The organism is Olivibacter domesticus (assembly GCF_900109575.1).
Taxonomy (GTDB): domain Bacteria; phylum Bacteroidota; class Bacteroidia; order Sphingobacteriales; family Sphingobacteriaceae; genus Olivibacter; species Olivibacter domesticus.
Genome location: NZ_FOAF01000002.1, coordinates 512,997 through 527,470 on the forward strand (window position 1 = coordinate 512,997; position 14,474 = coordinate 527,470).

A 14,474-nucleotide genomic window follows, 5' to 3' on the forward strand; every position below is an offset into this window, starting at 1 on the left:
TTGAATATGAGCACTAAATGGTTAAAAACAAAAATTCTTATTTCTTTGCTTGCGACTTACCCCTGTCTAGGACAACTCTCCGCTCAAATACTGCGCATACAAGGTAAAGTTATAGATGAGAAGCAGCAACCCTTAATAGGTGTTTCAATAAAAGATACACTTAATAAAACAGGCACTACAACCGACTCAAATGGAAACTTTATGCTATCAACTAGCAAAACGGCCCATTTAATTTTCTCTTTAGTAGGTTACCTTAATCAAACACGGGAAATAGGCAACCAACCAAGTCTAACTGTGACACTAAAAGAAGATATCTCTACATTAGATGAAGTGGTTGTTATCGGTTATGGAACGATGAAAAAATCATCGGTTACTGCGGCGGTAACTAAATTAGAGAATAAAAATCTGGATCAAATACCTTTAGCCAGACCGGAAGCCGCCCTACAGGGACGATTAGCAGGGGTAAATGTCTCCCAAACCAGAAGCGCTCCTGGGTCCGCTCCGCTGATCCGTATCCGCGGCGGTTCGGGTTCGATTGATGCAGGTAACAGTCCTTTGGTTGTGGTAGATGGTTTTCCGGGAGGTTCTTTTTCAAATGTAAATATGAACGACGTAGCATCTATAGAAGTGCTCAAAGACGCTTCCTCCGCTGCTATTTACGGTTCAAGGGGCGCCGGTGGTGTCATTATTATCACTACTAAAAGAGGAAAAACGGGTAAACCATTGTTAAATATTAATATCAACGGGGGTTTTGCCAATGCAATAGGCCATAATGACTGGTTAGGTAAGGATGAGTATTATGAATATGCGGTTAAATACCAAAATAGAGAATACAATTATGTTGGAGGAGACACGAGCATTCCGGTATGGGGGGATAACCGTAGACCACCACAATATCAGGTGAGCGATGCACTGCGCAATAATGCAAATACAAATTGGCAAAATGCTTTATTGTCGGCCGCACCTTTTCAAAATTATGATTTATCAGTAAGTGGTGGAACTGAAAATGTAAAATACTACGCCTCGGCAATTGTAAAGGACGTACAGGGCACTTTAAAAAATACCTGGTTTAAGAGTTATGGGGCTAGAGCAAATGTGGATGTGAAGGTGAATAAGTCGATTAATTTGGGACTGATGCTCAACCCGAATTATACGCGTAACCGTGTATCTCCACATGCCATGATCGATCTAGTGAAATATCCGCCATTTGTACCTGTACAAAATGCAGATGGTACTTATCCAAAAGCAAGAGATTTTTGGGGTTTAGTGGTCTCCGGCCAAACCAACCCAATGGCATTTTTGGATGGCTCTTTTTACTTTGATGATGCAATGACGACGATAGGTGAAATGTTTGCCAGTATTGATCTCGCAAAAGGACTGAAAATAAGATCCTCCGTGGGTACTACCATAGCCTATTCTACTTCCGACAGATTTAGAACTACTTGGGGCTCCACAAATGGTATTTCTACGGGAACAGCTTCGGATGCCAGAACAATCAACTTACTGAATGAAAATGTGTTAAGTTATACAACGGATTTTAATGACAACCACTTTGACGCCATTTTAGGAGCCTCTTACCAAAAGGCAACTTCTCGATCCTCTGCGATGGGTGCCGTTCCAGGTTCTTTCAATAATGATATTATACACACACTGAACAATGCTATTATTGATCCGGCCCAAACACGTACCTCTAAAACAGAATGGGGTCTAGTTTCTTATTTTTCGCGGATTCACTATGCTTATAAAGATAAATACATATTATCCGCTTCTATGCGGACGGATGCTTCTTCCAGATTTGGCCCTGACAATAAATGGGGTTGGTTTCCCTCTGCATCGGTGGCTTGGAGGGTTTCTCAAGAAGAATTCATGAAAAGCCTGTCGTCTATTAGTGATCTAAAACTTCGCGCTAGTTATGGGTCGACCGGAAATTTCAATATCGGAAATTTTGATTTCCTTGGCCAAATTGGTAATACTTATTATTCGCCTAATAATGAGTTGGCAAATGCACAGGTACAAACAACCCTTGGCAATCCCTCCTTAAGTTGGGAAAAAACACATGAATATGATCTGGGTTTAGATCTTGGATTATTCCAAAACAGATTGACTTTTACGGCTGATTATTATCGAAAAAACACCTCCAGCCTTCTTTATAATGTATCCATTCCGGCAATTACCGGTTTCACAAGTTGGCTAACAAACATAGGTGAAATACGTAATGAGGGTATTGAGCTGGAATTAACATCACAAAATCTTAAGGGGCCATTAACGTGGACAACATCTTTCAATTTAGCTCGAAATCGGAATAAGGTAGTCGATCTAGGCGGTTTAACCGAACGCTTATATACGGATCGTTTCGGGATGAGCTGGCTGTTGCGGTTGGGAGAGCCTATGTTTTCCTATTATGGATACAATGCTATAGGGGTACTGCAAAATCAAGAAGAGGTAAACAATACGCCTATCCTGTCGGGATCAAAGCCTGGAAATCCAAAATATGAGGATGTAAACGGAGATAAGCGCATCACGCCGGAAGATAGAGTAATACTCGGAAATTATATGCCTAAAATGATTCTAGGTATGGTCAATGATTTTTCATGGAAGAATTTTGATTTGAGTATTGCGATACAAGCCTCACTGGGAGCAAAAATGTATAATTTCGAAAACCAATATTACCAAGGTAATGTGCTGGGCGCCATGCGGAGATCGCTTGTTGAAGGACAATGGTGGTCGGAGAATGATCCTGGCGACGGGAAAATGCCGGCATCTGCGCTCAGTCAACTGGAATTTCAGGGAAACTCCAGTGTTTACATCGAGAACGCTTCTTTCTTAGCAGTCCGCAATCTCAACTTCGGCTATACACTTCCGGAACATTTAGCCAATAAACTTAAGATGAAAAGGTGTAGATTCTATACCTCTATCAACAATCTCTTTATGATTACTGATAAAAATTTTCATGGTTATAACCCTGAAGGGTACACTGCTGGGGAGGTGGATGGCATAAATAGTACGCCTGGTTATAATAGTGGCTCTGAGCCCATGAATAGGATCTTTACCTTAGGCTTAAACGTTAATTTTTAGCAATTATGAAAACGACCTTATATACCATACTGTTAAGCAGCGTCATTATTCTAAGCGGATGTCACGACAGCTTATTAAATCCAACACCGGAGTCTGTTTTAACAGAATCTAACTATTACAACACTTCTAATGATATTAATCTAGCTGTATTGGGGATATACAATAGATTACAAAGCAGAAAACCATCCGATTATCAAATACTGGAAGTACCTACCGATAATTTGTATTTATCTGCAAATACACTGATTGAAGGAACGCCTGAAATGGACATGCTCTCGGTCAATGCAACGAATCCGTTGATTGCTTCGTTCTGGGAAGCCTCCTATAATGGTATTTTCCGTGCAAATGCAGTAGTGACTAATATTGACAAACCTACCGACTATAAAGAGGGGGAGCGAGCCCAATTCGATGGCGAAGCGAAATTTATGCGTGCCTTATTCTATTTTGATCTGGTTCGTTTGTTTGGTGCAGTACCAAAAGTGACCAGCATCTTATCTGTGCAAGAGGCCGTAAATATTGGCCGGTCTCCTGAAAACGAAATTTTCGCGCTCATTATAGCTGACCTCGAAGCTGCTGTTAACCAGCTACCATCAAAAGCCGCGATAGATAATGGAAGAGCTAACAAAGCAGCGGCCATGGGGTTACTGATCAAAGTATATGTCTATTTACAACAATGGGATAAGGCTAAAATTGAGTTAGACCGCTTTTTTGGTGAATTCGGTTCCTCTTTCAGTCTTTTAAATGATTTTGGTGCATTATGGAAAATTGCGTCTGAAAACAATCAGGAGGTCTTATTTTCTCTCAATTACATAGATGGATCTAATGGCCACAATCTGTCTACCGCCTTTCTACCAAATTCAGGGGTCATAGGCATTGCTTCTCGCGGCAATGAAATAGCGTTGCCGTCCTGGAGCCTTCATAAAAAGTATCTGGAAGATGATACACGTAAAAAAGCGACGATTACCGAATGGTGGATTCCACCAAATACACCTAATGTTCCTGCGATCTGGTATCCCTATGTAAACAAATATGCGGTACCACATACACAGGGGCAGTCAGGTCTTGATCTTCCCATACTTCGCTATGCCGACATTGTGCTTATGAATGCAGAAGTTCTTTCTCATTTAGGGCAATATCAAGAAGGACTGAATGAGATCAATAAAATACGTGAGCGAGCTTTCGGAAATAGTGATCATAATTATTCCATTGCTGACATCAATGGAGAAGATAGCTTTCTTGAGCTGCTTTTTCTCGAAAGACAGTTAGAATTTGCTTATGAAAACGAACGGTGGTTTGACTTAAAACGGTCTGGAAACTTTGAGAAAATTATGGTGGAAGAGGAAAGGTTATTTAATTATGCGAGTCAACAACCGGTAAAAATAGCACTCAAACCACAGGCCTATATGATGCTCTTCCCTATTCCGCAACGACAAATAGATCAGTCGACCACCGGGGTCTTGACACAAAATGAGGGTTATAACTAATTAAGACATACATAAATTGAAATATGCAAGTACAAAAAACAGAAACGATCGACCTTAATGGCAATAAAAAGAGCGCTTTTGGTCACATTAAAAATTGGTTTCTTTCTTTAGGTCCTGGTATCATTACAGCAGCATTGGTTTTTGGTCCCAGTAAAATGACCATTACTTCAAAGCTCGGTGCAGATTATGGCTTTCAGTTAATTTGGATTATCGTCATCGCCATTTTTTTTATGGTACTATTCACCAATATGGGTGCCCGAATTGGTCAAGTAGCGGATCAGTCGCTATTGAGCTTAATTCGTAACAAATGGGGTAAAGGATCTGCTATTATCATTGGTTTAGGAATATTTTTTGTCGCCACCTCCTTCCAAGCAGGAAATGCAATAGGGGTTGGTATCTCAATTGCCGAAATAAGGGGTAGTTCTCCTACTGGGTGGATTATTCTTTTTAATGTTATTGGGGTTTTATTATTATTCTTTCATGGTTTTTATAAAATATTGGAAAAACTTATGATTGCCTTAGTCGCCTTAATGCTTTTTGCATTTACTACTACCTTAATTTTTATTAGTCCTTCAGCTACCGACATTATCGAGGGCTTTATCCCCGCGGTTCCAACCGGCTCTTTAGGACTTGTGATAGCGTTTTTTGCTTCCTGTTTCTCTATCGTGGGTGCGTTTTATCAATCGTATCTGGTACAGGAAAGAAAGAAAAGCAATCCATTAAAAGCAGCGGATAAAAGTGGGAGTATTACTGGGATCATCATGCTGGGTATCATGAGCGCCATGGTGATGATATGTGCTGCAGCTGTTTTAAACAAACAAGGACTACAGGTAACCAATGCATCTGACATGGCAAAAGCACTAGAACCCTTATTTGGTAAATATTCTTCTACCCTATTCCTACTGGGTCTTTTTGGAGCATCTTTCTCATCGCTGATAGGAAATGCTACTGTAGGGGGAACATTACTGGGAGACGCTTTTGGGTTTAGTTATCAGCTCGATTCTAAGCCTGTTCGCTGTTTTATTGCCTTAGTTATGGTATTTGGAAGCATCATCGCGATAACTTTCGGTAAGCTTCCCCTAGAACTTATTGTGCTCGCACAAAGTGTCACCATATTTCTGGTTCCGTTTATTGGTATAGCAATGTACGCTATTTCCAATGACCCAAAAATAATGGGTGGGCGAGTAAACAGTAAAAGTATGAAAGTATTTGGAGCAATAGGTTTACTTATACTTGGCCTATTAGCTGTTAGCAATGCGAATGAATTATTTTTTCAATAAATTAACTTAATCAATAATGACTGATTTAGAATCGTTGGAACGGGACTTATTAAAACCATCTGAAGCCCTCATCGCAGATATCTCTCAAATTCAGGGTGATATCATGCTCTTGGGTGTAGGTGGAAAGATGGGTCCTAGCATGGCAAAACTCGCCAAGCAAGCAGCAGAGCTTGCTGGTGAAAAAAAACGTATAATTGGGGTTTCCAGGTTTTCGGATGAAAGTTCCAAACACTGGTTGGAGGCTGCTGGTGTAGAAACTATTACTGCCGATTTATTAAACGAGAAACATCTTCAAGCACTGCCAAAAGTGCAAAACATTATTTACTTGGCGGGCAACAAATTTGGTACAACAGGTAAAGAGCCTTTTACTTGGGCGATGAATACTTATTTACCAGGTAGAGTGGCGGAACACTACAAAGGGTCCCGTATTATAGCATTTTCTACCGGTAATGTTTATCCGTTTTCCGAAGTAACATCTGGAGGCTTAACAGAAGATCATCCTACAGAACCTGTGGGAGAATATGGTCAATCGTGCTTGGGTAGGGAGCGGATATTTCAATTTTTTGCTGAAAAATATCAAATTCCTACATTAATATACCGCCTTAATTATGCCATTGACTTACGGTACGGGGTTCTCTTGGAAATTGCAAAGGCTGTGTTCGAAAATAAACCTGTTGATTTAACTACGGGAAATGTTAATGTAATATGGCAAGGCGATGCAAATGAAATAGCCATCAGATCACTTCTGCACTGCGATGTACCGGCTAAAATATTAAATGTAACTGGACCCGAAACGGTATCTGTTCAATGGCTTGCTACTCAATTTGGTATTTTACTCAACAAGTCTCCGATTTTTATCAATGAAGCCCAACGAACTGCTTTATTAAGCAATGCATCCTTAGCGCATCAATTATTTGGTTATCCGCATGTCACGCTGCGACAGATGATAAATATAACGGCGGAATGGGTGCGAGCAGGTGGTAAAACGATCGACAAACCAACCCATTTTCAAGAAAGAAAAGGCAAATTTTAAAGGTTCATGTAAAAAACGATGTATTTATGCGTATTCAGAAATTATCAAAAGACAAAAAACACATTTTACAAACGGGCACCGTTATTCCGGCTCATCCCTTAGCATTGAACCCAGATAGATCATTGAATGAGCGTTACCAGCGTGTCCTAACTAGATACTATATGGCATCCGGGGCAGGTGGTATTGCGATAGGCGTACATAGTACGCAATTTGCTATTCGTTCTCCTCAAATAAACCTTTTTGAAAAGGTATTGGATTTGGCTGCCGATGAAATCACCAAGGAAAAATTAGACAGACCTTTTTTAAAAATTGCCGGTATTTGTGGTGAAACTAAACAAGCAGTGATGGAGGCCGAACTGGCCAGCAAATATGGATACGATTTGGGCTTGTTAAGTTTAGGCGGATTAAATAACTGGACGGAAGAACAAGTGCTTGAACATGTGAGCATCCTTGCCGAACGCATACCAATAGTCGGGTTTTACCTACAGCCTAGCGTTGGTGGCAGAATATTTAGTTATGACTTCTGGTTAAAGTTTGCCGAAATCAAGAACATAGAGGCGATAAAAGTTGCTTCATTTAACCGGTATCAAACCTTGGATGTTGTGCGAGCCGTTTGTCATTCAAGTCGTAGCAATGAGATTGCCTTATACACGGGTAACGATGATAATATTGTAGCAGATTTACTTACCCCCTATTCTTTTGATATAAATGGAAAAAAGATAAAGAAAGAATTTGTTGGTGGTCTGTTGGGGCATTGGGCGGTATGGACGCATAGTGCTGTTAAACTATTGCAAGAGATCAAGGATTGTAAGGCGAACGATTACAGAGGAAGCGAAGATCTACTATTAAAAGGAATACAGATCACCGATATGAATGCCGCCATCTTCGACCCTGCTCACAATTTCCATGGGTGTATTCCCGGCATTCATGAAATATTAAGAAGACAAGGCTTGATGCTTGGTCGCTGGTGCCTGGATCCGGAAGAGAAGTTATCGGCCGGACAAATGGAAGAAATTGATCGTATTTGCAACGATTATACTCACCTTATTGATGATGACTTTGTTAAAGAATTCTTGCGCAAAAATAGTAAAGTCGATGAAAAAATATAAGACCATTCAGATTGCTAAAACGGATTCAAATTTTGAACGTGAACCACTCATACGTCCTTTTGGCTTTAAAGGAGCCTATTTAACCGAATTATGGCAAATAATAACAAGGCTAACATCCACATCGGGAATAACATGTATTGGTCTTTCTACACAAAGTGTTTTGTACGGGGATGCAGATCTGTTCGTAAAAAATACGGAGGCTGCTGGTAATACCCTGATGTATGCGTTAACAAATAAGGCATTGGAACTCGTAAAAGAAAGACCTTTCAACAATCCCATTGAATTAGTAGAGGCAATGCTTCCAAAACTTCTTCTGGCAGGTAAGCAGTTAACCAATAAAAGCGACCTGCATATTAATTTCAGTCTTAATTCACTCGTCAGTGTAGATCATGCTGCATGGCTCTTATACGCTGCCGAAAATAACATCAGCACTTTTCGTGAATTAATTCCTGAAGATTATAAAACGGCATTATCAGCTCAAAACGACAAATTAGCCGTCATGTTTCAAATTCCTTATGGAATGCCTCTGGAAGACATTAAAAGCGCCGCACAGCAGGGTTATTTCGTCTTTAAAATCAAAACTGGTTTCCCAGGCAATCAGGAGACTATGCTGAAAAATGATGTAGACCGACTAACCCAGATTCATGACGCGCTTAAAGATGTTCGTACACCCTACACCTCGAATGGTAAAATTCTGTATACAATGGACGCCAATGGTAGATATGAGCGAAAAGAAACACTTTTACGCTATCTGCAACATGCAGAAAAAATTGGGGCGTTGACACAAATACTATTTTATGAAGAGCCTTTCCCCGAAAGGAATGACGAGCTTGTTTCTGATATCGAAATAAGAATTGCAGGAGATGAGAGTATTTACGATGAAAAAAGTGCTCTTAAACGCTTAGAGCAAGGATATCAGGCAATTGTTTTAAAAGGAATTGCTAAAACACTAAGCTTATCGATGAAGATAGCAAAACTTGCGAGAGAAAGAAATATTCCCTGTTCGTGTTCGGATCTCACCGTGAATCCTATTCTAATCGACTGGCATAAAAACCTCGCCTGTAGCGTAGCTCCATTCCCGGGTATTAATATGGGTTTAATAGAGACGAATGGAGACATGAATTATTTAAACTGGGATCAACTGTGTTCCTATCACCCTGCGAATAAGGCCGTTTGGACAAACATTAACGAAGGCACCTTCCATTTGAATCAAGACTTTCATATGCGTAGTGGCGGTATTTTCGAAATGTCCAAACATTATGAGGAGGTACTATCCAATTAACATTTTTCTGATACGTGTTCAAAAACCACTCCGATGAATAGAAGGTATTTTCTTAAAACAACGCTAGCTACTGGCCCATTTTATTTATACGCATCGTCCCTGCTGGCAACACGACACAGGTCTCGGGCAATTCATATTACGAAAGTGGCATTAACCGTAGAAAAAGAACCGCTATTAAAGCCTTTTGGATTTAAAGGTGGTAGCCTTACAGAATTGTGGCAGGTAATTGTGCAGTTAACGAGCAGCACCCATCATAAAGTTGTCGGTTTAGGTACACAAAGTGTACTTTGGTCGGATGAACATGTTTTTTCAACGTACTCGGAACAAAAGGGGAATGAACTCATGTATAACATCACCGCTTTCGCGCTTGGACTATTGGAAAATAGAACGTTTACAGATCCCATTACTGTGTTGGATGAAATTTTTGAAGATGTTTACCACTATGGAAAAGAAATAACAAACAACGCAGCACTTAGAAAAACTTTTATATTGAATGCCTTAGTCGCAGTAGATAATGCACTATGGTTGCTTTATAGTAAGGAAAATCAAATTACCAATTTCGACGAGATGATTCCATCTTCGTACCGAAACACCCTTTCTTTTCAACAGAAAACACTCTCCAAGGTTCCTCTAATTTCCTATAACACCTCTCTGGCCGAAGTGGAACGCTACGTTCAGCAGGGGGCCTTTTTTATCAAAATAAAAATTGGGCAATCAGGCACTCAACAGGAAATGTTAGAGAAAGATAAAAATCGGTTAACCCAAATTCACAAAGCCATTGGTAAAGCAAAAACCTTGCACTCGAACAATGGCCGCCTATGTTATTATTTAGATGCCAATGGCCGTTATGAGCACAAGGAAACGCTGCAACTTTTATTGAAGCATGCAAAAGACATTGGAGCATTTGAACAAATTGCCATTATCGAGGAGCCTTTTCCCGAAACAAGCCACATTCACGTGGGTGATTTAGGCATCCCCATAGCTGCCGATGAGAGTGCCCACACTGATGTAGATGTAGTTGAACGAATCAATATGGGGTACCGGGCCATTGCCTTGAAACCGATAGCCAAAACATTAAGCATGACCCTTAAAATTCTGAAGGAAGCACATAAACACCATGTTCCCTGTCTTTGTGCAGATCTTACCGTAAATCCAATATTGGTGGAATGGAACAAAAGTATAGCCGCCCGCCTTCCGCCATTCCCAGGAACTAATACCGGGCTTATCGAAACAAATGGGCAACAAAACTATAAGAATTGGGCTCTTATGAGCCGATACAGCCCTATGAACAATGAAAGTTGGACTAAAACTGATAAAGAGACCTTCCTACTAACTAAAAAATACTATGAAAAAAGTGGTGGCATTTTCGAAAATGCAGCACATTACAGTACATTATTTGAAACGAAATAATCATTAAAAACCACAAAACCATCGATAAAACTAAATTGAAATGAAAACACAAACAACAAGAAGGTCTTTTTTAAAAGATTCAGCCACCTTGGCAGCAACAGTTGGTTTATCCAATTTGGCCACCTATTCGTTTGGAAATCCTACTAAGATAAGAATGGGTTTTATAGGCGTAGGTAATCGGGGTACGCAGCTACTATCGGCCTTCATGAAACAAGCAACTTGCGAGGTAGTTGCTTTATGTGATATATATGAACCCTACCTTTCGAGAGATGATCACCAAGTAAATAGTCGCTTTAGAGAAGAAAACGGTGCACGAATTCCTAAGATGGGAGAACAATTTACAAATACTGTTAAGCGCTATAAAGATTATAAAGAGTTATTAGCAGATAAAAATATTGACGCTGTTTGTATTGCCACACCGGATCATTGGCACGCCCTTCAAACAATTGATGCTATAAAGGCGGGTAAAGATGTCTACATCGAAAAACCGCTTGGCATGACTGTATACGAGGGGCAGAAGATGCTGGAGGCCCAAAAACAAAGCAATCGGTTAGTGACCGTTGGTTTGCACCGCAGAGCGTCTATTGTGCATCAAAAGGCCGCAGAAGTCATTAGATCAGGCCGCTTGGGGAAAATTACGGTAACGCGCGCATATACCTTCAATAATTTATATCCGAATGGAATCGGAAAGCGAACACAGGAGGCACCGCCGGCCGACTTTGATTGGAATTTGTGGTTGGGTCCGAGAGCGTTTAGACCTTATCAGTATAATATTGCTCCTTATAAATTTCGATGGTGGAAGGAATATTCGAGCCAAATGGCCAACTGGGGTGTTCACTATACAGATTTAATGCGATGGATGCTGGGCGAAACGACTCCTGTTTCTGTTTCAGCAATGGGCGGTAATTATGTCATAGATGATGATAGGACTATTCCGGATACGATGCAAATATGTTTCGAATTCTCAAAAGGCACACTGGCAACTTTAGGTATATATGAAGGTTCAAGTGGTAGGCCTTTTCCTTTTGGAGAACTGGAGTTTAGAGGGACAAAAGGTACTATGTACGTGAGCGATAGGGGGTATCGTATTTATCATACAACGGAGGGACAGTTTCAAAAATGGGAAGAACATATGGAAGATGAAGCATATGACTTGACGAAAGATAACCTGCCCGAAGGATACTCGCTCGACATTACAGAAAATATGGTTCGAGATTTTCTAAACTGTGTTCAAACCAGAAAACAACCCTGCTGCCCTCTACAGGAAGGACATTATTCGACCGTTTTTGCGCATCTTGCTAATATCGCGATGGAGCTAAAACAACAGCTCTACTGGAATCCACAACAGGAAATATTTACAAATAGCGAGGAGGCTAACAAGCGATTACATTATGCTTACAGAAAACCTTATCATTTGTAGTGAATTCACTTAAGAATAATTTACACGCACAATTTAGAACATGAACCGTCCAATTGACGAATAATTATTTACAGATGAAAGAACTAGTTAACCCTCGGCGCTCTTTTTTAAAAAAAACTTCTATTGGCTTTTTAGGCGCACTACCAATAGCTGAAATACTGTTATCTGCAAGCAAAATGATCGATAACGAAACGACTATTAAACTAACCTCTGCTGATGTTGTCCTTTTTCAGGGCGATTCCATTACCGATGCAGGTAGAAAAAGAACGGATAAATCCACCAATAATCCGCTTGCTCTTGGTTCAGGTTATGCTTTTTTGATTACTTCGCACATACTTTTTAATCATCCACAGAAAAATGTAACATTTTATAATCGTGGAATAAGCGGAGAAAAAGTTCCACAGTTATCGGCAAGATGGAAAGAAGATTGTACTGACCTAAAACCTTCTGTTCTCAGTATTTTAGTAGGTGTTAATGATTTTTGGCATACAAAAACTAAAGGTTACAAGGGAACCGTTAGCACGTATGAAAATGATTATCGCCTATTGCTTGAAAAAACGATGGACAACTACCCAGATCTAAGATTAATCATCGGTGAACCTTGGTACCAACCCGGCATGGCTGATAGCATGTACAAAGTAGCATATCCAGAATTTAAAGCTTATCAATCAGTTGCAAAACAGCTGGCGCATCAATTTAACGCTCCATTCATACCCTATCAGTCTATATTCGATAAAGCGCAGGAAATAGCTCCAGATATCCATTGGAGCTGGGACGGGGTACATCCTACGGCCGCAGGAGCCCACCTAATGGCAAACTCATGGTTAAAGGCAATTAACATTTAGACTATGAATAAGCTTAGTACTTTAAAAAAAGTATCCCTCTTATTTTTTTTATTATGCTGCTTCATTTTGTGTGTTTTTCTCTACCGGAAAACGGCTAATAAGCAGGAAGTAGACCTACCTTATTATTTACTTGATTCGACTTATATAGGGGTAAGTACAGTTGCTCAAAATTTGGATGTGCCATGGGAAATTGCGTGGGGGCCGGATAATCAGCTATGGTTTACGGAACAATCTGGAAGAATCAGCAAGGTTGATCCGGGATCAGGAAACAAAAAAACCATATTAGTTCTAAGGGATGTATACAGAGAAAGGACAGCAGGTCTATTAGGTATGGTCTTACATCCTGATATGGCCAAAAATCCTTACGTATTTATCGCCTATTCAGCATATAAAAATGACACTACCCATGTGTCGAAAATTGTACGTTATACCTACAAACAAGATACGCTCATTCAACCAGTAACCATTTTGGAATATCCCGCTTGGAAGGGACATTTTGGTGCCCGGGTCAGTATATCTCCTGATGAGAAAGTAATAATAGCTACCGGTGATGGGGCACAAAATGGAAATGCACAGAATATCAGTTCGCCAAATGGTAAAATACTACGTTATAATATAGATGGTAGCATTCCAGCTGATAATCCTTTCCCCAATAATGCTGTATGGGCTTGGGGCTTCCGTAATCCCCAAGGTTTAGTATACAGCTCAAAAGGGTCACTATTTAATTCGGAGCATGGAGATGCTACCGATGACGAAGTAAATTTAATAAACGAAAAAGGAAATTATGGATGGCCCAATGTTGAAGGTTATATTGATAAAAACAAAGAAAAGACCTTTTCAAACAATTCTACTATTGTTGAACCGCTAATTTCTTGGACACCAACCATTGCTCCTGCGGGTTTGGCTTATTATGCGTTTTCAAAAATTCCAGAATGGCAAAACAGCTTGTTACTTGCTACACTAAAAGGGAACAGTTTACGATCACTTAGCCTCAACAGCGCCGAAACTAAAATTACGCAAGACAATCATTTCTTTGAACGTGAATTTGGACGTATACGTGCGGTATGTGTATCTCCTACGGGCGACGTGTACTTGTCGACCAGTAATAGAGATTGGAATCCAAATGGCTTTGCGGAAGAAAATGATGATCGAATACTTAGAATATTTAAATTGGATAAAAAACCAACGCATATCGCATCAGTCAAAAAAGCGAAAGCTAAACTGAGTAATCAAGAGACTGTGAGCAAAGGAGAAGCACTTTACACCAGCTATTGTTCCTCCTGCCATAAACCAAATGGACGAGGAGTGCCACAGATATACCCGTCATTGGTCAGTAACAACATTGTTAAGGGTGAAAAAACAAAATTCATAACGTTAATTTTGGAAGGAAAGAACGAAATGCCTAACTTCTCCTTTCTTGAAGATAAGGAATTAGCGATCTTATTGACCTATGTCCGAAAGAAGTTTGCGCCAAAAACAACTAACATAACAGGAAAAGAGGTGATGGAGAACAGAAAAAATAAACCTTAGCGACGA

The 14,474-nt window shown here is 40.1% G+C and carries 10 protein-coding genes; all 10 read left to right on the forward strand.

The genetic code is table 11. From position 1 onward, the window contains the following. The first annotated feature begins 6 nt into the window (after positions 1-6). The 10 genes from BMY50_RS12695 (at position 7) to BMY50_RS12740 (ending at position 14,468) form a co-directional block, all read left to right on the forward strand. Entirely contained in the window at positions 7-3,075 is a 3,069-nt protein-coding gene (locus tag BMY50_RS12695; protein ID WP_093324834.1) for a SusC/RagA family TonB-linked outer membrane protein, read from the forward strand. 5 nt (positions 3,076-3,080) lie between these two features. Then, entirely contained in the window at positions 3,081-4,559 is a 1,479-nt protein-coding gene (locus BMY50_RS12700; protein ID WP_093324837.1) for a RagB/SusD family nutrient uptake outer membrane protein, read from the forward strand. 23 nt (positions 4,560-4,582) lie between these two features. Beyond that, a complete protein-coding gene (locus tag BMY50_RS12705; RefSeq protein ID WP_093324840.1) occupies positions 4,583-5,839 on the forward strand; it encodes an NRAMP family divalent metal transporter in 1,257 nt (418 codons plus the stop codon). A 16-nt stretch (positions 5,840-5,855) separates the two neighbouring features. Then, the gene (locus tag BMY50_RS12710; RefSeq protein ID WP_093324841.1) at positions 5,856-6,872 is read left to right on the forward strand and encodes an NAD-dependent epimerase/dehydratase family protein; all 1,017 of its coding nucleotides are present in this window, start codon (positions 5,856-5,858) and stop codon (positions 6,870-6,872) included. A gap of 26 nt (positions 6,873-6,898) precedes the next feature. Then, positions 6,899-7,981, forward strand: a complete 1,083-nt coding sequence (locus BMY50_RS12715) for a dihydrodipicolinate synthase family protein (protein ID WP_238383750.1) — start codon at positions 6,899-6,901, stop codon at positions 7,979-7,981. Next, positions 7,968-9,263 carry a mandelate racemase/muconate lactonizing enzyme family protein gene (locus BMY50_RS12720; RefSeq protein ID WP_093324844.1) on the forward strand — a complete coding sequence of 432 codons (1,296 nt, stop codon included), beginning with the start codon at positions 7,968-7,970 and terminating at the stop codon, positions 9,261-9,263. The genes BMY50_RS12715 and BMY50_RS12720 overlap by 14 nt, the downstream gene beginning before the upstream one ends. 33 nt (positions 9,264-9,296) lie before the next feature. Then, a complete protein-coding gene (locus tag BMY50_RS12725) occupies positions 9,297-10,673 on the forward strand; it encodes a mandelate racemase/muconate lactonizing enzyme family protein (RefSeq protein WP_093324847.1) in 1,377 nt (458 codons plus the stop codon). A gap of 40 nt (positions 10,674-10,713) precedes the next feature. Beyond that, positions 10,714-12,093, forward strand: coding sequence for a Gfo/Idh/MocA family protein (locus BMY50_RS12730; protein WP_093324850.1), 1,380 nt, complete (start codon positions 10,714-10,716; stop codon positions 12,091-12,093). A 74-nt stretch (positions 12,094-12,167) separates the two neighbouring features. After that, positions 12,168-12,938, forward strand: a complete 771-nt coding sequence (locus tag BMY50_RS12735) for an SGNH/GDSL hydrolase family protein (RefSeq protein WP_093324852.1) — start codon at positions 12,168-12,170, stop codon at positions 12,936-12,938. A 3-nt stretch (positions 12,939-12,941) separates the two neighbouring features. Beyond that, entirely contained in the window at positions 12,942-14,468 is a 1,527-nt protein-coding gene (locus tag BMY50_RS12740; RefSeq protein ID WP_093324855.1) for a PQQ-dependent sugar dehydrogenase, read from the forward strand. The last annotated feature ends 6 nt before the right edge of the window (positions 14,469-14,474 follow it).

What these genes read in the sequence shown, in the direction of transcription:
- BMY50_RS12695 (WP_093324834.1), top strand. Translation starts at nt 7, where the DNA reads ATGAGCACTAAATGGTTAAAAACAAAAATTCTTATTTCTTTGCTTGCG.
- BMY50_RS12700 (WP_093324837.1), top strand. Translation starts at nt 3,081, where the DNA reads ATGAAAACGACCTTATATACCATACTGTTAAGCAGCGTCATTATTCTA.
- BMY50_RS12705 (WP_093324840.1), top strand. Translation starts at nt 4,583, where the DNA reads ATGCAAGTACAAAAAACAGAAACGATCGACCTTAATGGCAATAAAAAG.
- BMY50_RS12710 (WP_093324841.1), top strand. Translation starts at nt 5,856, where the DNA reads ATGACTGATTTAGAATCGTTGGAACGGGACTTATTAAAACCATCTGAA.
- BMY50_RS12715 (WP_238383750.1), top strand. Translation starts at nt 6,899, where the DNA reads ATGCGTATTCAGAAATTATCAAAAGACAAAAAACACATTTTACAAACG.
- BMY50_RS12720 (WP_093324844.1), top strand. Translation starts at nt 7,968, where the DNA reads ATGAAAAAATATAAGACCATTCAGATTGCTAAAACGGATTCAAATTTT.
- BMY50_RS12725 (WP_093324847.1), top strand. Translation starts at nt 9,297, where the DNA reads ATGAATAGAAGGTATTTTCTTAAAACAACGCTAGCTACTGGCCCATTT.
- BMY50_RS12730 (WP_093324850.1), top strand. Translation starts at nt 10,714, where the DNA reads ATGAAAACACAAACAACAAGAAGGTCTTTTTTAAAAGATTCAGCCACC.
- BMY50_RS12735 (WP_093324852.1), top strand. Translation starts at nt 12,168, where the DNA reads ATGAAAGAACTAGTTAACCCTCGGCGCTCTTTTTTAAAAAAAACTTCT.
- BMY50_RS12740 (WP_093324855.1), top strand. Translation starts at nt 12,942, where the DNA reads ATGAATAAGCTTAGTACTTTAAAAAAAGTATCCCTCTTATTTTTTTTA.